Annotated in this window: 17 protein-coding genes and 1 pseudogene; 9 read left to right on the top strand and 9 right to left on the bottom strand. The window is 70.3% G+C overall.

Annotated features, from left to right (window positions below):
• The first annotated feature begins 3 nt into the window (after window positions 1-3).
• Window positions 4-894, top strand: coding sequence for a BadF/BadG/BcrA/BcrD ATPase family protein (locus AB0B45_RS12845; protein ID WP_358129209.1), 891 nt, complete (start codon window positions 4-6; stop codon window positions 892-894).
• A 94-nt stretch (window positions 895-988) separates the two neighbouring features.
• Window positions 989-2,215 (top strand): hypothetical protein, encoded by a 1,227-nt coding sequence (locus AB0B45_RS12850; RefSeq protein ID WP_358129212.1) that lies wholly within the window; start codon window positions 989-991, stop codon window positions 2,213-2,215.
• Here the strand turns inward: AB0B45_RS12850 and AB0B45_RS12855 are convergent.
• The 6 genes from AB0B45_RS12855 to AB0B45_RS12880 are packed head-to-tail and all read right to left on the bottom strand — an operon-like array spanning window position 2,205 to window position 8,899.
• Entirely contained in the window at window positions 2,205-3,521 is a 1,317-nt protein-coding gene (locus AB0B45_RS12855; RefSeq protein ID WP_358129215.1) for a GTP cyclohydrolase IIa, read from the bottom strand. The genes AB0B45_RS12850 and AB0B45_RS12855 overlap by 11 nt on opposite strands.
• A gap of 5 nt (window positions 3,522-3,526) precedes the next feature.
• On the bottom strand, window positions 3,527-4,333 hold the full coding sequence (locus AB0B45_RS12860) for an amidohydrolase family protein (protein WP_358129218.1): 807 nt from the start codon (window positions 4,331-4,333) through the stop codon (window positions 3,527-3,529).
• Window positions 4,330-5,073, bottom strand: coding sequence for an amidohydrolase family protein (locus tag AB0B45_RS12865; protein ID WP_358129220.1), 744 nt, complete (start codon window positions 5,071-5,073; stop codon window positions 4,330-4,332). The genes AB0B45_RS12860 and AB0B45_RS12865 overlap by 4 nt, the downstream gene beginning before the upstream one ends.
• Window positions 5,057-6,613 carry a heparinase II/III family protein gene (locus AB0B45_RS12870; RefSeq protein WP_358129223.1) on the bottom strand — a complete coding sequence of 519 codons (1,557 nt, stop codon included), beginning with the start codon at window positions 6,611-6,613 and terminating at the stop codon, window positions 5,057-5,059. The genes AB0B45_RS12865 and AB0B45_RS12870 overlap by 17 nt, the downstream gene beginning before the upstream one ends.
• Window positions 6,614-6,636: 23 nt before the next feature.
• Complete coding sequence (locus tag AB0B45_RS12875) at window positions 6,637-7,635, bottom strand: Gfo/Idh/MocA family oxidoreductase (protein ID WP_358129226.1); 999 nt, start codon at window positions 7,633-7,635, stop codon at window positions 6,637-6,639.
• Window positions 7,619-8,899 carry an extracellular solute-binding protein gene (locus AB0B45_RS12880; protein WP_358129229.1) on the bottom strand — a complete coding sequence of 427 codons (1,281 nt, stop codon included), beginning with the start codon at window positions 8,897-8,899 and terminating at the stop codon, window positions 7,619-7,621. Before AB0B45_RS12880 ends, AB0B45_RS12875 begins: the two co-directional genes overlap by 17 nt.
• A gap of 184 nt (window positions 8,900-9,083) precedes the next feature.
• On the opposite strand from AB0B45_RS12880, the gene AB0B45_RS12885 reads away from it, so the two are divergent.
• The 6 genes from AB0B45_RS12885 (at window position 9,084) to AB0B45_RS12910 (ending at window position 15,372) form a co-directional block, all read left to right on the top strand.
• Window positions 9,084-9,962: a sugar ABC transporter permease gene (locus tag AB0B45_RS12885; protein ID WP_358129232.1), complete on the top strand. Its 879-nt coding sequence runs from the start codon at window positions 9,084-9,086 to the stop codon at window positions 9,960-9,962.
• Entirely contained in the window at window positions 9,959-10,768 is an 810-nt protein-coding gene (locus AB0B45_RS12890; RefSeq protein WP_358129235.1) for a carbohydrate ABC transporter permease, read from the top strand. Before AB0B45_RS12885 ends, AB0B45_RS12890 begins: the two co-directional genes overlap by 4 nt.
• 31 nt (window positions 10,769-10,799) lie before the next feature.
• Window positions 10,800-12,344 (top strand): hypothetical protein, encoded by a 1,545-nt coding sequence (locus AB0B45_RS12895; RefSeq protein ID WP_358129237.1) that lies wholly within the window; start codon window positions 10,800-10,802, stop codon window positions 12,342-12,344.
• Window positions 12,341-13,855, top strand: a complete 1,515-nt coding sequence (locus AB0B45_RS12900) for a hypothetical protein (protein WP_358129240.1) — start codon at window positions 12,341-12,343, stop codon at window positions 13,853-13,855. The genes AB0B45_RS12895 and AB0B45_RS12900 overlap by 4 nt, the downstream gene beginning before the upstream one ends.
• 185 nt (window positions 13,856-14,040) lie before the next feature.
• A complete protein-coding gene (locus AB0B45_RS12905) occupies window positions 14,041-14,469 on the top strand; it encodes a hypothetical protein (RefSeq protein ID WP_358129243.1) in 429 nt (142 codons plus the stop codon).
• Window positions 14,470-14,502: 33 nt separating this feature from the next.
• Window positions 14,503-15,372, top strand: coding sequence for a haloalkane dehalogenase (locus AB0B45_RS12910; protein WP_358129246.1), 870 nt, complete (start codon window positions 14,503-14,505; stop codon window positions 15,370-15,372).
• 57 nt (window positions 15,373-15,429) lie between these two features.
• Here the strand turns inward: AB0B45_RS12910 and hisC are convergent, their stop codons facing one another.
• Entirely contained in the window at window positions 15,430-16,503 is a 1,074-nt protein-coding gene (gene hisC / locus AB0B45_RS12915; RefSeq protein WP_358129249.1) for a histidinol-phosphate transaminase, read from the bottom strand.
• 167 nt (window positions 16,504-16,670) lie between these two features.
• Here hisC and AB0B45_RS12920 point away from each other — a divergent pair.
• Window positions 16,671-16,826 (top strand): annotated as a pseudogene (locus tag AB0B45_RS12920) (Uma2 family endonuclease); the annotation flags it as partial.
• Between the two features lie 60 nt (window positions 16,827-16,886).
• On the opposite strand, the gene AB0B45_RS12925 reads toward AB0B45_RS12920, so the two are convergent.
• Together AB0B45_RS12925 and AB0B45_RS12930 are read right to left on the bottom strand one after the other, a co-directional pair.
• A complete protein-coding gene (locus AB0B45_RS12925; protein ID WP_358129251.1) occupies window positions 16,887-17,552 on the bottom strand; it encodes an NUDIX domain-containing protein in 666 nt (221 codons plus the stop codon).
• A gap of 10 nt (window positions 17,553-17,562) precedes the next feature.
• Complete coding sequence (locus tag AB0B45_RS12930; RefSeq protein ID WP_358129254.1) at window positions 17,563-19,335, bottom strand: DUF4434 domain-containing protein; 1,773 nt, start codon at window positions 19,333-19,335, stop codon at window positions 17,563-17,565.
• Between the last annotated feature and the right edge of the window lie 7 nt (window positions 19,336-19,342).

Genomic DNA, 19,342 nt, shown 5'->3' on the forward strand with positions numbered 1-19,342 from the left:
CCCATGGATCTGGCGATCGACGGCGGGCAGACGGGCCTACGGCTCGGACTGTCGTCGTCGGGGCGGGTGCTGGAGGCGCGCGAGGTGGCGGGCCTGTCGTACGCCGAGGGCTCACCGACCGCCGCCATCATCGAACGGATCGGAACAGGGTGGGGTGACCTGGACACCATCTGCCTCGGCCTGACCACGCTCGTGGACTCCCCTTCGACGGTGGTCGACTCGCTGCTCGGGATGGCCAGGCGCGTGCTCCTCACGACCGACGTCGTCACCTCGCACGCGGGCGCGTTCGCGGGCGGCGACGGCGTCGTCCTGGCGGCGGGCACGGGCGCGATCGCCCTCGGGGTGCGCACCCCGAGCCCCACCGTGCAGGTGGACGGCTGGGGCTTCCTCTACGGCGACGCGGGCGGCGGTTTCTGGATCGGTTCCAGGGGCGTGGACGCCGCCTTCAGAGGCCACGACGGCCGCGCCGAGCCGGGCCCGCTCACCGACAGGGCCCGCGAGGTCTTCGGCGACCTGAACGGCCTGCCCCAGCGGCTCTACCTGTCCTCCGACGCGGTGGCGCGGATCGCCCGCTTCGCCGTCCACGTCTTCGAGCTCGCCGCCCACGACGCCACCGCCCGCTCCATCGTCACGTCCGCAGGGGCCGAGCTGGCCGCGACCGTCACCGCGGCCGCCAGGAACTTCCCCGACGGCACGGCGGTGCCCGTCGCCTGGACGGGCCGCCTGTTACGCGACCGGACGCTCAGGGACGCGTTCGAGGCCGAGCTCGCCTTGCGGCTCCCCCATGCGCACGTCACGCCCGCCGTGGGTGACAGCCTCACGGGCGCCGCGTTCCTGACCGCCGCCGACGACCTCGGCCCCTACCGCTCCCTCGTCACGGAGGCACACCGATGAGACCCGACCGACCTGTGAGCAACGCGGACCCCGTCATGACGCGCCCTCGCCCTGGACGTCCGGCGGAGCCGTCGTCGAGCGTGGAGGCGCGGCGATGAGGGGCGGGCTGGCCGTGGGCTACGGGGCGGCGGCGCTCGTCGTGCCCGAGGGGACGCCGATGGGCGGGTACGTCGACCGGCCAGGGCCGTCCACGGGGGTGCTCGACCCGCTCCAGGTCAGCGCCGTGACCTGGAGGGCGGGCGAGCGCAGGTTCGCGCTGGTCACCGCCGACGTCATCTGCGTCAACGAGGACCTCGCCCAGCGGGTCAGGCGGGAGGCGGCGGATGAGGTGTGGCTGGCCGCCAGCCACACCCACGCCGGTCCCGAGACGGGCTGCGTGCCGGGCGGAGGGCCCACGCCGGAACCGTGGCAGGACGCGATCGCCGCCGCGTGCCGCTCCGCCGTACAGGCGGCCATGGAGGGGGAGCGGCCGTGCGAGGGGGCCGCGCATCGTGGTGAGTTGCGGGGCGTCGGCGCGGACAGGAGCAGGCCTGACGCCGACGCGGTGGTGCCGCTCGACGTGGTCGCGGTGCGGGACGGCGGGCTGCTGGTCGGGGTCGTGGTGGTGCTGCCGGTGCATCCGACGGTGCTGCCCGCGGCCAACAGGATGGTCAGCGCGGACCTGGTGGGCGCGGTGCGCAGGCGGCTGAGGGTACGGCTCGGGGACGGGGTGTGGGTCGTGGTGGCCACGGGCGCGGCGGGCGACATGAGCACCCGCCACACCCGGCGCGGGCAGGACGCGGCCGAGTTGGACAGGCTGGGCGACGTCGTGGCGGCCCGCTGCGTCGAACTGCTGGCCGGGCCCGCGACCCCGGCCTGGCCGTCGTCGGCGGAGAGCGCGATCGCGTGGGCGCGACGGCGGTTGACGCTCGAACGGGCCACCGTGGCGGCGGACGTCGAGGCGCTGGAGGCGGACGTCGAGCGGGCGGCGGGAGACCCGGTGGCGTCCAGGCTGGCCATGAGCAGGCTGGAGGGCGTGCGGGCGCGGACCGCCGCGACAGGGCCGATCAGCGCCGAGGTGAGCGTGGTCAGGCTGGGCGACCTGGCGCTCGTCGGCCTGCCGGGCGAGCCGTTCCTCGCCGTCGCCGACGGCATCGTCGGCGCCTCGCGTGGGCGGGCGACGGTCGTGCTCGGGTACGTCAACGGGTATCCCGGCTACCTGCCGACCGCCGACGCCTACCTGCGGGCCGAGTACGAGGCCCTGGCGAGCCAGGTCGCGCCTGGGAGCGCCGAGCTGCTCGCAGGGACCGCTCGCGACCTGCTGGCCGAGCTCAGTTCTTGACCAGCCGGTACGGCTGCCGCGGCCGTCCCGCCTGGGTGCCCTTGGCGGGCGGCATCGGCCAGGCGAGACCCTCCTCCGCCAGGCTCTGCAGCACCCGCCGGGCGCTGCGCGGCGCGATGGCCAGCACGTCGGCCACGATCTCCGCGTCGACCACGAGCGCCTCCGGCCCGTCGCCGAGCCCTTCGACCAGCCGTTCGAGGAGCTTGGCCGCCTTGGTGGTGACGGCGGGCTCGCTCTCGGCCCTCCTGCGCTGGCGCAGCGGCAGCGACAGCACGACCCCGTCGCCGCCGACCAGGTAGGCGGCCGCGGCCCCCACCCCGCGCGCCTTGTCGACGGCGACCATCGCGTTGGCGTCGGCGTCGCGAGCCGTGGTGCCGAGCCCGATGCCGACCTCGACGGCCACGCCCGCGTCCGTGCGGATCCTGTCCATGAAGGGCGCGACGCGGAAGCCGTCGGTGGCCTGCGCGAGCGCGCCGACCGTGGCGGTGACGACGTAGCTGTTCTCGTCGCGCGGGACCACGGTCGCGCCCATGAGCCTGGCGTCGGCCAGCAGCGACTGGTGCAGTGACAGCTTGAGCTCCTGCTGCCAGTAGTTGCCTGGCCCTGAGTAGCTGGGCCTGGCGGAGGCTGCCAGCTCGACCACGACGATGGCGATCTGCGACTCCTCCAGCCTGCTGCCGGTGCCGAGCAGCGCGGCGGTGTTGAGGGCGAGGCGCAGCGTGTGGGAGGTCGGCAGCATGCGCAGCACCGGCACGCCCGCCGCCGTCAGCTTCGTGGCCACGCTCCTGATCGTGGTCAGCGCGGCGGTGGTGGCGCCCTGCCGGTAGAGCTGCTCGTGGAAGGCGGCGAAGCCGCGCGCCGACTCGGGCTGGTCGTACTCCGACAGGTGGACGCCCTCGGTGCCGACGCCGATCTCGCCGTAGGCCTCGTCGACGTCGGCGGCGGGCAGCGAGTCGATGCTGACCCGCGCGGGGTCGATGCCGTGGGTGATGACGCCGCGCAGCAGGCTGGCGTAGAGGCTGGCCCCGCTCATCGGCACGAACGTGGCGGGGACGGGCAGCGCGCCCGCCTGCCTGGCCAGGTCGTGCTGGAGCGGCCCGGTGAACAGCGCCACGTCGATGCTGTCGGCGATCCTGGAGAACTTCTCGTAGGTCTCGTGCTCGCCCGCGTGGGGGGCGCCGACGAGTCGCCAGTCGGCGGCGCCGGGCAGGTCGGCGCCGATCATCATGATCTGCTCGACCAGGTCGTGGGGACCCACGACTCCGATCGCCACCCTGGAGCGTGCCTCCGCACGCAACCGATCCATGATGATCACCCCAGTCCGGATCGCCACTGAAGCAGGCGGGTCATCGTTCCGCCGAGCACCGCCGCCCGATCCTCCTCAGCGAGGCCACTGAAGATTACCCGTCCCAGCGACATCCGCAGATCGATGAAGGGGAAGTCGGAGCCGTAGACGACGCGGTCAGGGCCCACCTCCCTCACCATTGTGGCGATGTCGGCGCCGGTGTTGAAGGAACCGCACACTTCCAGCACCACGCCGGGCCGCCGCCGCGCCACCTCGATCGCGGCGTCGAACCCGGTGGGCGTGGCGCCCGCGTGCCCGGCCAGGATCACCACGTCCGGGTAGCGCGCGGCCACCTCGTCCACCATCGGCAGGTCGTTGTACGGCGAGCCCTCGTAGGTGTGCGTCAGCACGGGACAGCCGGTCCGCTGCGCGAACTCCCACACGGGCGCGTAGCGCGTGCCGGTGAGCGGGTAGTCGTGCAGGTCGGGGTGGAGTTTGACACCGCCGAAGCGCGGGTCGTCGCCCCACTTGGCCAGCTCGCCGACTGGGTCCTGCCACGGGTTGACGGTCAAGTAGCCGGTGAACCTGTCGGCCGCCATCGCCACGATCTCCGCGGTCTGGGCGTTGCCCTCGGCGGCGTCGAGCTGGATGGCCAGGTGGCTGGAGATGACCGCGTGGGACACCCCGCACCTGTCCATGACCCGCGCCATCCCTTCGGGCCCCGCGTCGGGGATGAAGAACAGGCTGTACGGCCCGGCGTGCGCGTGCGCGTCAACGATCCGGAGCGCGCTCTGCGGCTCGCGCTTCCAGAGCGCGGAGGTGAGGAGGTTCACGCGACGCTCGCTTCGTCGTGGAGCAGGCCGCGCAGGTTGCCCGACCCGATGGCGGCGACGGCGTCGTCGTCGAGCTCCGACCACAGCAGCCTGGTCACGGCCTCCGCGGGGTCCCTGGCGGGCGCTCCTGTGCCGAAGACGACGCGGTGCGTGCCGTACCGCTCGACGAGCCATTCGAGGCCGCGGTGGGAGGAGAGGTTGGCCAGCCCCACGTGGACGTTGGCGGTGCGGGCGAGGACGCCCGCGGCCTGCCTGAGCACGCGGTAGCCGAGGCCGCCGACGACGACGGGCAGACCGGGGTGGGCGCCCGCGATCGCCTCGATCGAGGACCAGCCGAGCTGCGCGGCGTCGAGCAGCAGCGGGAGCGCGGCCTCCTCCAGCGCGTGGAGCATCGGGGCCGCGTCGCGGCCCGCCAGGTCGTAGCCGTGGTCGGCGGGGTAGGCGCGGACGGCGGCGACGCCCGCGCCGGTGGCGGCGGCGACGAACGCGCCGGGCGAGCCCGTCTCCCCGCAGGTGTCGGGGAGCAGCACCCAGCACGGCCGCAGCCTGGGCTCGCCCTCGACCAGGTCGAGCAGCCTGCGGTTGCCGGTGCCCGGGTCGTGCAGCCATGACAGCGTGTGGCTCACGACGGCCTCGGCGATGCCGAAGCGGTCCATCCTGGCCAGCGCCTCGGCGACCGTCCCCTCCCCGACGTCCCTGCGCGGGTGCCGGCCGAGCATCGCGTCAGCGTCGATCAGCATGGACCGTCCATCCGTCGGGGATCGTGGGGGGCTCGTCGAGGAACGGGAAGATCCCGACGGTGAACCGGCCGCGGCCGCGCAGGCCGAGGGAATGGATCCGCCCGTACTCGGCCGTCCTGGTGGCGGGGTCGGGGATCCGCGCGGGACCGTTCCCGAACAGGACCTCGTCGGGTTCCTCCAGGGGGACGACGAGGAGGCCTGGGGCCCGCTCGGTGCGGTAGCCCGCGCCGTGCCGTACCCACGGGGAAAGGCCGTGCACCTGCCAGATCGCCTCCGCCTCGATCCGGTCGGTGACCACCCAGTAGCCCTCGTCGCGGACGAAGACGATCGTGCGGTCGTGGCGAGCGCCGTAGCCGTGGTGGTGTCCCACGAAGACGTCCACGTCGTCACCCGTCTCCTCGCCCGCCGAGAACAGGTCGCAGGCGGCCCTGCGGTCCTCGGTGTACTCCTCGCCCGGAACGAGCACCGTGTTGTGCGCCCTGGTCGCCTGGTACCAGTCGTAGTAGCCGGGGTCGTCGTAGGACGGCGGCCCTCCCGCCTCCCACGCCAGCGGGACGCCCCATCCGGCGATCACGAAGTCGAGCGCGGCGTGGTGGCTGTGCGGCTCGAGCTCGTGGCCCACGTAGGGACCGTAGTTGATCACCGTGTGGAAGTGTTCCGCGCGGAACACGGCGTAGCCGCTGGCCTCCAGGTTGATCGAGCCCTTCGCGGGCACGATGCCCGACGGCCAGACGACGCCGCTGTCCTGCAGGTGCGGCACCCAACCTCCCGAGGTCATGAGCGCGGCGAGCCAGTCGTGCATGGCCAGGTAGCGCGGGTGCGTGGCCAGGTCGGGCTCGACGGCGGCGGCCCGCTTGAGCGCGTCGAGGCACATGCCGTGGTAGCCGGGCGAGCGCTCGTGGTGGCCGCCGTCGGCGCGCACGTCGCGTTCGAGGTGCTCGGCGATGCGCGCCGTGGCGATCTCGGCCCATCGCGCGGCCTCGGGCAGGTCGGCGAACACCCTGGCGGTGTGCAGCAGCTCGCAGACGGTGGCGAACTGCCAGTTGCCGTGCTTGAACTCGTCGTGCTCCTCGGCGGCCCACCTGGCCCCGCCGAGGACGGTCTTCATCATCTCCTTCCAGCACTCCTCGCCGACGGCCTCTCCGAGTACGGCCAGCGCCTGCGTGACGTACATCGTGCGGGCGCAGACGCCGAGGGAGTACCAGACCACGTCGAGGCCGGGCCAGTCGCCCTCGACCAGGTCGCGGCCGGCGTACCACTGGCGGAACAGGCGCTCCCACTCGGCGGCGTAGCGCGGGTCGCCGCTCTCGGCGTAGGCGGCGATCAGCGGGGTCATCCAGCGCAGGTAGTGGAAGCCGTACAGGCGGGAGCGGCCGTGCCCCTTGTCGAGGAAGTCGACCTCGGTCCCGCACAGCGCGTCGGCCCCGTCGGCGGGCAGGCCCGCGGGCACGGGCGCGCGCCAGCGCCATGCCCTGCTGTCGCTGTCCAGCGCGGCGAAGAGGTCCTCGTCGGGGATGTGCCGCATCCGCGTGGGATGCACGTGAGGCGCCTTCTCCACATACATCACAGCTTCACCGGCGCTCCCGTGCGGGCCGACTCGTGGGCGGCGGCGAGGACGGCGGTCACGTGCTGCGAGCTCTCCACGGTGATCAGCGGCTGCGCGCCGGTGCGCGCGCAGTCGACGAAGTGGTGGATGGCGTCGCGGTAGGCGCCTGCGGGGACGCCGTGGACGACGCGCTGCAGCATGTTGCGCGGGTAGCTGTAGGCCTGGTCCGTCGCGAGCTGGATGTTCTCCTTCTGCCTGTCGAGCTGGATGACGCCCGACTCGCCGACCACGGTGACGTAGCTGTCGACCATGGTCGGGAAGGTGTTCGGGTAGATCCACGCCGACTCGAAGGTGGCCACCGCTCCCCTGCCGAAGCGGGCCTGGATCTGCATGGCGTCGGGCGTCTCGATGCCCATGCCGCGCAGCTTGCCGTACCGCGCCGTGGCGAAGACCTCGTCCACGTGGTCGTCGTAGAGCCAGGTGACCAGGTCGATGTCGTGGCTGGACAGGAACCACGCGCAGGTGGTCCTGTCGGCCCAGCCGATCATCTCGGTGGGCACGTGGATGGTGTCGTCCTTGCGGGCGTAGCCGACGACGGGTTCGCCCACCAGCGGCATCCGCTCCTTGGCCTGGGCGTAGGCGGGCACCCACCGGTGGTTGAACAGGCACATCGCGGTCACGCCCGCCTGCCTGATCGCGGCGACCGCGCGGTCCGCGTCCTCGACGGTGGTCGTGAACGGCTTCTCGACCAGGATGTGGACGCCCGCCCGCGCCGCGGCCACCATGACGTCGGCGTGCAGGTGGTCGGGCGTGGTGATCGAGACGGCGTCGACCGTGCCCGAGGAGAGCAGGTCGGTGTAGTCGGCGAACACGGCCGCGTCCGGGGCGTCGTCGAGCCTCCTGCGGGACACCGCGGTGATCTCGACGTCGGGGTGGGCGGAGAGGACCTCGGCGTGGCCGCGGCCCATGATCCCCGCGCCGACGATCCCCATTCTGAGCTTAGGCAAGTGCGTCATTCCATCGCTTCTCTGCTGTGTCGAGCGCCTCCTTGGCGCTCTTGGTCCCCGTCAGGAACGCCCTGACCTCCTCGGAGAGGAGCTCGCCCAGCTCGGCGTCCTTGGCGGTGCCGATCGGGGTGTACTCCAGCTCGGGCAGGCCCTTCACGATCACGCTCCGGGCCACGGCCATCGGGTCCTCGCCCGCGCTTCCCGCGAAGAACGGGTCCTTGGTCGAGGAGACCGTCGACGGGTAGATCGGGACGATCTTGCAGAAGGCCAGCTGGTTGGTGCCGTTGGTGAAGAACTTGATGAACTCGGCGGCGGCCTTCTTGTGCTTGGAGGCGTTCGGGACGGCGAAGGCCTGCTGGGCAAGCAGCAGGAAGCCGCCCGTGCTCATCCTGACCGGCTCGGTGACGACCAGGTCCTGGTAGACCTCGGGCGCGTTCTTCTGGATGTTGAGCAGCTCGGCGGCGTTGGCCGTGGCCTTGAAGGCGATCTGGCCGTTATCCAGCGTCTGCGGCAGGTTGCGGATGTCCTTGGATACCGCGCCCGGCGCGATGCCGTGCGCGTCGTAGCTCTTCTTGAACTTCTCCAGGATCGCGACGGCCTCGGGGGTGTTGAACGTCGCCGTCTTCTTGTCGTCGGACAGCAGCTCGATCCCGTAGTAGCGCAGCGCGTTGTGGTCGGGGATCGCGTTCATGCCGTTGACCTTGGTCGCGCCGTAGACCTTGTCGGCCAACGCGAGGGCCTCGTCGTAGCTCTTCGGCGGCGCCGTCTCGTCGAAGTCCGCCTTGGCGACCACCGACTTGCGGTACATGGCGACGGGCGCGCCGCCGTTGTACCAGGGCACCGCGTAGAGCTTGCCGTCCACGCGCAGCGGTTCGACCAGGTTGGGCTGGAAGTCGGCCAGGTCGGCGGGCGTGAAGTGCTCGTCGAGCGGGGCGAGCGAAGGGGCGAACCTGCCGAGGTCGAGGGAGGAGATGTTGACCGCGTCGGGCACGTCGCCGCTGGCCACGGCGGCCAGCAGCTTGGTGGCGCTCTCCTGGCCCGGCACGTCGACCCACTTGACGGTGACCTTCGGGTGCTGCTTCTGGTATTCGCCGATCAGGCCGGTGATGTAGTCGCTGTAGTTCTTCTTCAGATTGATGGTCCAGAACTCGACCTCGCCCTCGAAGGGCTGGTCGTCGGCGACCGCGACGCCCTGGGACGAGGTTCCGGCCACGCAGCCTGAGACGAGCAGGGACAGCGCGAGCGCGCCTGCCGTCAAGACGCCTCTGGTCATCACGGCGCACCTCCCGGAGATTATGGCCGTCCTCAACGGCTACTTTCGGCAGAATGACACTGGGGAGAGAAGTCGTCAATCCCCCACTTCGTGGCCTTTGAGGAGGAAGGGATTGACGGCTTTCCGGAAGTCCGCTTACGCTGCACGAAATTCTGGCCGCCGTTATACGGACTTTAGGACTCACATGGCAGTCGGCAGGATCCCAGGGCAGCGGTGGTATACGCCGTACCTGTTCGCGCTGCCCGCCCTGGCGCTGTTCGGGGTGTTCTTCGTCTGGCCCGCCCTCACCGCCGTCCAGCTCTCCTTCATGGAGTACGACGTGGTGTCCCCGCCCGAGTTTGTGGGCCTGGACAACTTCGCCAGGCTGGTCGGCGACCCGAAGTTCTGGACCGCGACGCTCAACTCAGTGCTGTTCCTGGTCGGCCTGTTCCCCCTGCTGGTCGTGGCGCCGCTGCTGCTGGCCGTACTGGTGAACCAGAAGCTGCCGGGGATCAGGACGTTCAGGATGCTGTACTACCTGCCGGTGGTGACCTCGATGGTCGCCGTCGCGGTGGCCTGGGAGTACGTCTTCCACCAGCAGGGCGTCCTCAACTGGATCCTCACCGGGGCGGGGCTGCTCGACCAGCCGATCCAGTACCTGCTCGACCCGTTCTGGGCGCTGCCCGCCCTCATCCTGGTCGAGGGCTGGAAGAGCATGGGCTTCTACATGATGATCTACCTGGCGGGCCTGCAGACGATCGACGGCTCGCTCTACGAGGCGGCCAGGGTCGACGGCGCCAACGCGTGGGACCGGTTACGCCGCATCACGGTGCCGCTGATGGTGCCCTACATCGCGGTCGCGATCACCATGGAGATGCTCGACGCGATGCAGGCCTTCACCTCGGTCTACGTGATGACCAGGGGCGGCCCGCAGGACGCGACCCTGACCCTCGGCTACTACATCTGGTCGGCCGGCTTCGAGCACTACGACATGGGCTACGCCAGCGCGATCGGGCTCGTGCTCTGGGTCGTGATGATCGCGATGGCCATGCTCAACTACCGCATCACCAGGGGGCGAGCATGAGACGCGCAGGCATGTACGTGCTGCTCACGGCGATCGCGCTCGCCTTCGTCGGCCCGTTCCTCGTCCTGCTGTCCGCGGGACTGAAGCCTTCGGGCCAGGCGGTCTTCTCCTTTCCTCCCGACATCATTCCCAGGCCACCGGTGCTGGACTGGGTGAAGGAGGCGTGGACGGCGATCCCGTACCCGCGCTACCTGATCAACTCGGTCATCTACGTCGGCTTCATGGTGCCGCTCTACATCCTGATCTCGGCCCTGTGTGCCTACCCGCTGGCGCGGATGCGCTTCCGCGGCAGCAACCTCATCTTCCTGGCGATCCTGTCGACGATGTTCCTGCCCGGCGAGGTCATGCTGATCCCCAGGTTCCTCGTGGTCTCCCAGCTCGGGATGGCCGACACGTTCGCGGGCGTGATCCTGCCGGGACTGCTGTCGGCCTTCGGGATCTTCCTGGTCAGACAGACGTTCGCGGGCGTGCCACGCGAGATCGTCGACGCCGCCCGCACCGACGGCTGTCACGAGCTGCGCATCTTCTGGCACGTCATGCTCCCCGCCGCCAGGCCCACGCTGGCGATCCTCGGCATCTTCGGCTTCATCTCGGTCTGGAACAGCTTCATCTGGCCGCTGGTCGTGCTGAAGGACTCCGCGAAGTACCCCATCGCGCTCGGGATCGCCTACCTCGCCGGGATCACCGGCACCGACGTCCGCACGCTCGCCGCGGGAACGATCATCTCGATCATCCCGGTGGTGATCGTCTTCATGCTCATGCAACGCCACATCCTCGAAGGCATGCGCGGCGCGGTCAAGGGCTGACGCCGTACCCTCACCCCCCGGAGGTCCTCACATGCACCCTTCCCGCAGGCAGTTCACCCTCGGCGCCCTGGCGCTCGGCGCCCTCGGCGGCCTTCCCTGCACCGCACACGCCGCCGCGGCGGCCGGATACGACTACACCGCCAGGGAGACCTTCGACCTGTTCGACAAGGTCTTCCACGAGAGCGGCAACGGCGGCCAGCCCACCGACACCAACGAGCACGGCGGTCTGGCGTGGGGCCAGTCGTACGTCCTGGCCGGATTCATCAGGATGTACGAGGCCTACAAGGACACCCACTACCTCGACCGGCTCACCACCAACATCGACCTGGTGCTGGCCAACCGCGACTCGGTGCGCGGCGTCAAGGACTACCGAGGGCTCTCCCTGCCCGCGTGGCGGGCCATGGCGCCCTACACCGCGGGCCGCGTCACGCTCGAGGCCGCGGACGGCACGCCGCTGCTGGAGGTGCGGACGGCGCTGACCTACGCCGACAACGCGGTGGCGACCGTACGGGCGGGCACCGGCGAGGGCCGCTTCACCCTGGAGGTGAAGAACAACAAGACCAACCTGGTCGCCACCTTCCCCGACCTGTCGCTCGACCCGTCCGCCCCCGACTACGCGGTGCGAAGGATCTTCGACGCGTTCCCGACGCCGACGCTGGTGACGGCCCGCGAGCTCAGGCCCTCCCCCTCGGGCAACGCGACGCCCGTGCTCGGCCCGACCCCGTTCACCTCGCAGCCGGTGGTGTTCACCGTGCACACCGGGATGATCACCTATCCGATGGCGTCGTTCGCGAAGACCGTCTTCAGGAGCCCGCGGCTGCTGGCCGTACCGGCGTATCGGCGCAAGGCCGTGGAGTACCTCAAGGCCGCGAGGGAGGCGGCGGCCGTCCACGACGACGAGTGGCGCCAGACCGACGACGGCCACGGGTACTTCGTGTGGAACAAGGGCACGCCGCTCGGCAACGACGGCACCGAGCAGCCCACCAACCAGAGCCTCGCGCTCGGCCAGACCTACGCCGAACTGGCCGCCGCCACCGGCGACCCGTTCTACAGGGACCGCGCCACGCGGATGGCGCGCACGTTCGCCCGCGAGCTCAAGGTGGACGCCGACGACGCCTATGTCTGGACGTACTGGCCGACGTTCGGCAAGGTCTACAGCGGGTTCGCCAAGACCGACGACGTCTCCGAGTACACGCCGTCGAGCAACCCGGGGCAGGGGATCGAGGACCTCAGCCACGGCGCCATCGACGTGGAGTTCGCCGCGGCCGCCTTCCGCAACCACCTCTTCTACAAGGGCCAGGACATGGCCCGCTTCGCGCGCACCTACAGCAAGAACCTGGCGACCACGGGCGGCGACGGCCTCCCCACCGCCTTCCAGCGCGTGAACGGCACGGGCAGCACCACCAGCGCGGGGCAGTACCTGCAGGCGCCCCGCTGGATGGCGGTGGCACAGTGGGACGACGCGGTGTTCAGCCACTCCCGCTCGATCTACGACGCCCGCGCCGTCGAGCCGCAGCTCGGCTCCTACCTGGGCTGCGTCGCCTACCTCAACTGGCACGCGCGCAGGGGGGCATGATGTTACTGAAGCTGATCGCCGCCGCCTCCCTTCTGCTGACCGCCACCCCCGCCCCCGCTTCGGCCGCCGAGAGTGTGTGGCTCACCAAGTACAAGGCGCTGGAGGCGACGATCGGCCACCTCGTCTACACCGACCCGAACAGCGCGAACCTGGCGTGGGGCGAGAGCTACATCCTGCGCAGCTACCTCGACGTCTACGCCGCCACCCAGGACACCACCTGGCTCGACAAGATCGTCACGCACGCCGACACGATCATCGCGAACGCCGACGACATCGACAACGACGGCTTCAGCGGCTGGAGCACCAGCCAGTACTCACCACCCGAGCTGGCCAACCCGAGCTTCGAGACGGCCACGAGCGGCGACGCCACACTGCCCGCGAACTGGACCAGGTTCCAGGACACGGGCAGCCACGTCTACCGCACCACGGACGTGCCGGGCGGCGGCACGGGCACCCAGTCCGTGCGGGTCGTCTCCGACCAGACGAAGTGGAAGAAGCTCCGGCAGAAGATCGGCGCGAGCTACGCGGGCGGGACCAGGCACGTCCTGCGGGCGTGGGGCAAGCGGACCGGCTCGGTCGTCGGGCGGGTCGTGCTGCGCGACGGGTCCACGACGCTGTGCATGCTGGAGTACGCGTCGACCGCGTGGCAGCTCAAGCAGACGAGCTGCGACATCCCGGCGGGCCGGGCGCCCGAGGTGTGGCTGGAGCACGCGTCGTACACGGTGAGCGGGTCGGCGTACTTCGACGACGTACGGTTGAACGGGATCTTCCCCTACATCGTGCACGACGCCATGATCGGACTCCCGATGGCGGAGTTCATCCGGCTGGTGGCCCAGACCCCCGCCCTGTCCGGATACAGCGCGAAAACCGCGACCTATCGGGCGTTCCTCGAGAACGAGATCGTGCCCCGGTGGGAGCAGAGCGGCTACCTCGGCAACACCTGGAACGGCACGTCCTACCAGCAGCCGCCGAACGTCGACACGTTCAGCCACGTCAGGAGCTACGACGACCTGCCGTTCAACATGCCGCTCGGCTTCGCGAACCTGCTGACCGTGCTGCACGAGGTCAACGGCAACCCCACCTACCTGGACAGGGCCACCAGGGTCGCGCAGTGGGCGAAGGCGCATCTGACCAACTCGGCAGGGGCCTACGTCTGGAACTACGGGACGTACACCACCACCAAGGAGGACCTCTCGCACGGGAACGTGGACCTGTCGGCCTTCGTGGAGTTCTACCGTCGGGCGCAGGTGTTCACGGCGGCCGACATGACGGCGTTCAAGAACACGCTCAAGAGCAAGATGTGGAACGGGTCGACGAGCGCGCCGGCGTTCAGCCTGTACGTGGACGGGACGGGGGCGGCCAACGGGGTCGACTACTACCTGCACTCGTGGCTGGAGCTCTCGGAGTTCGACCGGCAGGTGTGGACGCTGGCGGCCACGAAGTACACGAACCACACGGCGACGAACGCCTCGCACCTGATCACGCTGTCGCGCCTGTTACGCCTGGAATGACCTGGCCAGAGGGCCGTCCATCCCCCGGGAGGACGGCCCTCTTTCCTTTTCCACAGGGTGTGTACGGCGGCGCTCCGTGAGTCGCGGAGAGAGCGAGACTCTAATGGGGCTTGTTATTAAACGAGACTGAGTGCCATTATGTTCTAGGTGTCAGCGACCGACACCCCGGCTCTCAAGGAGTGACCATGCCCACCACCCTCAACCCGCAGATCGTCGGCCAGGCCGAGAACGCCCACAAGCCGCTCCTGGACCGCGTCCTCAGCCGCACCGGCACCACCAAGCACCAGTGGGTGGCACTCAAGCTCACCGCGCTCAGCGGCGGCACCATCGACCGCGCCCAGCTCATCGGCCGGATCACCGGCGCGCTGAAGATCCCCGACGCGGCGGCGCTGGCAGCCCTCACCGAGCTGACCGCCGCGCACCTGCTCCAGGTCCAGCCCGGCGAGGCGCCCACCATCGAACTCACCCCCGCGGGGCAGGAGCGCCACCGCGAGATCGGCAGCGCGATCGACGAGATCATCGCCCGGGTCTACGGCGACATCCCGCCCGGCGACCTGGAGACCGCGGGCCGCGTGCTGACCCTCATCACCGCCCGGCTCAACGCCGAGAACTGACGACCCCCGCTCATCGGAAAGGGACCCACGATCATGCCTACCGTCGAGATCCTCGACTCCCACATCGCCTACGTCGAGACCGGCCGGCCCGACCGGCCCGTGGTGGTGTTCCTGCACGGCAGCCCCACCTCGTCCTACATCTGGCGCAACGTCACCCCGCACGTCGCCGACCGGGCCCGCGTCCTGGCCCCCGACCTGATCGGGATGGGCGAGTCCGGCAAGCCCGATATCGACTACCGTTTCGTCGACCACGCCCGCTACCTGGACGCCTGGTTCGAGGCGCTCGACCTGCGCGAGGTCGTCATCGTGGGCCACGACTGGGGCGGCGCGCTCGGCATGGACTGGGCCGCCCGCCACCCCGGGCGCGTCAAGGGCATCGCGCTGATGGAGACCTTCCTGCGGGCGCAGAGCTGGGACGAGTTCCCGCCCAACGTGGTGGAGCACATGCGGACGCTGCGCACCCCCGGCATCGGGGAGACCATGCTCCTGCGGGAGAACTTCGCGATCGAGGGCGCCCTGCCGCATCCGTTCAGCATCCAGAAGGGGCTCGCGGAGAAGGACCACGACGTCTACCGGGCGCCCTTCACCGACCCCGCCTCCCGGCGGCCACTCCTGCAGTGGCCCCGCCAGATCCCCATCGAAGGCGAGCCCGCCGACGTCGCGGACCGTGTCGACGCTTACGGCCAGTGGCTCGCCGACACCCCCGACGTGCCCAAGCTGCTGCTCACCGTCGAGGACGGGGTGGGCATCGGCTCACCCGAGATCGCGGCCTGGGCCAAGGAACACGCCGCGAGCCTCGAAGTCGAAAGCATCGGCCCGGCCGGCCACCAGGCGCCAGAGGACCAGCCGGACGCGATCGGCCAGGCGATCGCCCGCTGGCTCAAGCGCCACGACCTCACCTGAACCGATGACGTACAGGACCGGCCCGAGTCGACCCGCGCCAGGCGAAGGCCCGTGCGGTTACGGGAGGGACTTCAGGAAGCCGGCCGCCGCCTGGAGGAAGGCGTCGTTGGCCTCGGGGGTGCCGATCGACACGCGTGCCCCCTCACCGGCGAACGGCCGCACCGCCACGCCCTCGACCGCGCAGGCCGCCGCGAAGTCGAGCGTCCGCTCGCCCACCCGCAGCCACACGAAGTTCGCTTCCGACGGCGGCACCGTCCAGCCCTGCGCGATGAGCGCTTCGCGGACCCTCGTGCGCTCCTTGACCACCGAGTCCACCCGCTCCAGCAGTTCCTTCTCCGCCGGAGCCTCCAGCGAGGCGATGGCGGCCAGCTGCGCGAGGTGGTTGACCGCGAAGGGGATGATCGTCTTGCGGACCGCGGCGGCCACGGGCTCGTGCGCGATCAGGTAACCCACGCGCAACCCCGCCAGGCCGTACGCCTTGGAGAAGGTGCGCAGGACGCAGACGTTCGGCCGGTCCCTGTAGAGGGTGAGCCCGTCGGGCACGTCGGCGTCGCGGACGTACTCGCGGTAGGCCTCGTCCAGCACCACCAGCACGTCGGAGGGCACCTTGTCGAGGAACGCCTCGAGCTCCGCCCGCCTGATCGAGGTGCCCGTCGGGTTGTTCGGGTTGCAGACGAAGATCATGCCGGTGCGGTCGGTGACGGCCGCCGCCATCGCGTCGAGATCGTGGTCCTCGCCGTCCAGCGGCACCTTCACGGAGGTGACCCCCGCGAGGTCCGCCAGCAGCGGGTACGCCTCGAAGGAGCGCCACGCGTAGATCACCTCGACGCCCGGCTCGCCGAACGTCTCGAACAGCTCCTGGGCCACGGTGACCGAGCCGGCGCCCAGCGCCACGTGCTCGGGCGGCACCCCGTGCTTGGCGGCGATCGTCTCGGTGAGCCTGACCGCGCCGGGGTCGGGGTAGCGGTTGATCTGCCTCGCGCCCTCGGCGATCGCCTCGACGACCGAAGGCAGCGGGTCGTAGGGCGACTCGTTGGAGGAGAGCTTGAACGACCGCCCGTCGGCGCTCACCACGGCCTTGCCCGCCTTGTATGGGGGCATCGAGTCAAGAATCGCACGGTAACGAGGCATGGCCCCATGGTAGTCCGCGGCCGGAATGGCAGGATTCCGCCCGACGGTCCCGCCGCCTGCCCGACCGCTCACGCACCGGATGAGGCGTGTGCAGGGCGTACGTTGGGGCACAGAGAACGTCACGATGCGATGCTTGGAGGCGAGCCGTGCCCGATCGGGAGGATGACATGAGTGCTCTGCTGCCCACCGAGCAGACGGAGTCGCCGCCTGGGTGGATTTTTCCGCCTCCGGGTGGGTTCACGGCCGATGACCTGGACAGACTCCCGCAGATCCCGCCGCACAGCGAGCTGATCGATGGCACTCTTGTGCTCGTGGGCCCCCAGTTCAAGGTGAGCGTGCCGTACGAGATCGACATCGACCTCACCGAGATCGAGCGGCTCTGATCACTCCTTGAGCGACCTGAGCATCGGAGGGTGGAGGAGTTCGGCGGGCCCGCGGCGGTAGAGCTTGGCGGGGCGGCCTCCGTCGCGGGTGGTCGTCGAGCCCGTCTCCACCAGGAAGCCCTCTGCCTTGGTCACCTTGCGGTGGAAGTTGCGCGGGTCGAGGGGCCGCCCCCAGACGATCTCGTAGACGCGCCGCAGGTCCGCCACCGTGAACTCGGGCGGGCAGAACGCCGCGCCCAGTGAGGTGTACTCCAGCTTGGCCCTGGCCCGTTCGATGCCGTCGAGCATGATGCGCCGGTGGTCGAAGGCCATGACGTTCAGCTCGTAGACGGGCACCCACGCCATGTGCGCCTTCTCCGAGGCGGGCAGGTCGGGGGCGAGCCCCAGGTAGGCGACCGACAGGACCCGCTGGCGCGGGTCGCGGTCGGGGTAGCCGTAGGTCTGCAGCTGCTCCAGGTGGACGGGCGCGCCCGGCAGTCCCGCGCGTTCGGCGAGGATCCGGCGGGCGGCGTCGGGCAGGTCCTCGTCGAGCTGGATGAACCCGCCTGACAGCGACCACCTGCGCAGGAACGGCGGGTTGTCGCGGCGCCACACCAGAGCCGAGAGCGCCTGGCAACGGACAGTGAGCACGACAAGGTCCACGCTCACCGGGACGCTGGGGACCATGCCAGGCACGTTACACGCTGACGCGCACGTGCAGCGGCTCCGTGGCTTCCAGGCCCGAGGGCGAGACGACCCCGACCGAGACCCAGACGCCCAGCGGGACCTGCGACCAGTCGAAGGGCACCCAGGCGACCACGATGCGGTCGGCCATGGCCTCGTTGGGGGCGTCGGTGGCGCTGATCAGCAGTTCGGCCGAACCGCCGGGCCAGGTGAGGCGGATGGTGCCGCCGGGCTCCAGGTTGTAGCCGCGGACCTCGACGCCGTCCTCCTCGTTCGGCGACGTCCTGACCGCGTCGACCGCGATGGGCCGCAGGTGGTCGGCCATGACCTGGTCCTTGAGCGGGGTGTCGCCGCAGGTGAAGAAGTCGCTCCACATGTAGGAGACGACCTTCTGCACGTACCGGCCCGTCATGGCGACGGCGGCGTCCAGGCGCTTCTTGTCGGTGGCGCCACGGGTGCCCTGGGGCTGGCACGGCGTGACGGCCGACGGCTCGAACGACTCGACGTTCGCCCACAGCTCCACCTCGAAGCCGTCCTCGACCAGCTGCTCGCGGGCGGCGGCCATCTCGCGGTAGTAGTCGCGGGTGGAGCCGTAGTAGGCGGTGTCATAGGTGGTCTCGCCGACGACGGGCCGCAGGCGCGGGTCGACCTCGTTGTCGCGCTGGTCCGGCCAGAACAGGCCGACCTTGCCCGTGCCCCTGCTGTCCTGCGGGGCGATGATGCCGACACCTGACTTGGCCAGCGCCTTGAAGCCCTCGGCCACCTGCTTGGGCGTCTGGCCGAACGGCACCCGCTTGCGCGCGTCCATGTAGGGGCTGACCAGGATCGGCTTGCCCGGCAGCTCCTGCTCGATGATGGTGTGCTGCTCGGAGTAGACCTGCAGGGTCGGGTTGGTGGCCATGGTGGCGCCCAGTTGCAGCTCGAAGGGCTGGTAGAAGCCGCCGAGCGAGGCCCTGTCCCTGAAGCGGTCGCCGTAGTCCTGCAGGATCCTGCGCGTCAGCGTGACGAGCACGGGCAGGTGCTTCGAGCTGGCCTTGGTGGCGACGTTCGAGTCGCGCGGCGCCATGGGCAGCGAGGGGAAGACCTGCACGCCGAACTTGTCGCCGAGGTCGAGCAGCTGCTCGAGACTGTCGTCCTTCGCGGCGGCGATCAGGATCAGGTCGTAGGTCCGTCCGGTCTTGGTGAAATCGCAGGTGGCGTCGTCGGAGCCGTCGGGCGGGGCGATGAGCCGGTAGTAGACGCGCTTGCCCGCCTCGATGGCGCGTTCCATCTGCGGGCAGCGGAACAGGCCGGGGCCGAACGCCTCGTCGGTCCGGTACACGAAGGTGCGGCCGATCCTGTTGCCCGGGTTGGCCTGCTTGAGGTCGTCGTCCGCCTGGGTCCAGCAGCCCTCGCAGTCGGTGTAGCGGGGGTCGACCTCGCCGTCCCTGGTCAGGATCCGGCCGTCCTTGACCGTGCGGTACTGCAGGCCGTAGCCGATCCTGATGACGGTGTCGCCGCCGGCGGCGTGGATCTCCTCCATCTGGTGGCGCCACGTGCACGGGTTGCTCGACGGCGTGATCCAGTAGCCGGTGACCGCGTACGGCTTGACGTCCTGCAGGTCGAAGGTTCCGCACCTGTCGACGAGCTCCTTGGCGGTCGGCTGCGGCAGCGCCTTCTTCGAGGTGGAGGGAACGGCGGAGGCCCGGGTGTCGCTCGAGATCGGCTTCTTGTCGGGAAGGACGACGACCACCGCCGCGATGGCGGCAAGGATCGCCGCACCCAGGAGCACAATGAGCCAGCGCACGTTCAGG

It is taken from the genome of Nonomuraea sp. NPDC049152 (genome assembly GCF_040648355.1).
In the GTDB taxonomy this organism is placed as follows: Bacteria; Actinomycetota; Actinomycetes; order Streptosporangiales; family Streptosporangiaceae; genus Nonomuraea.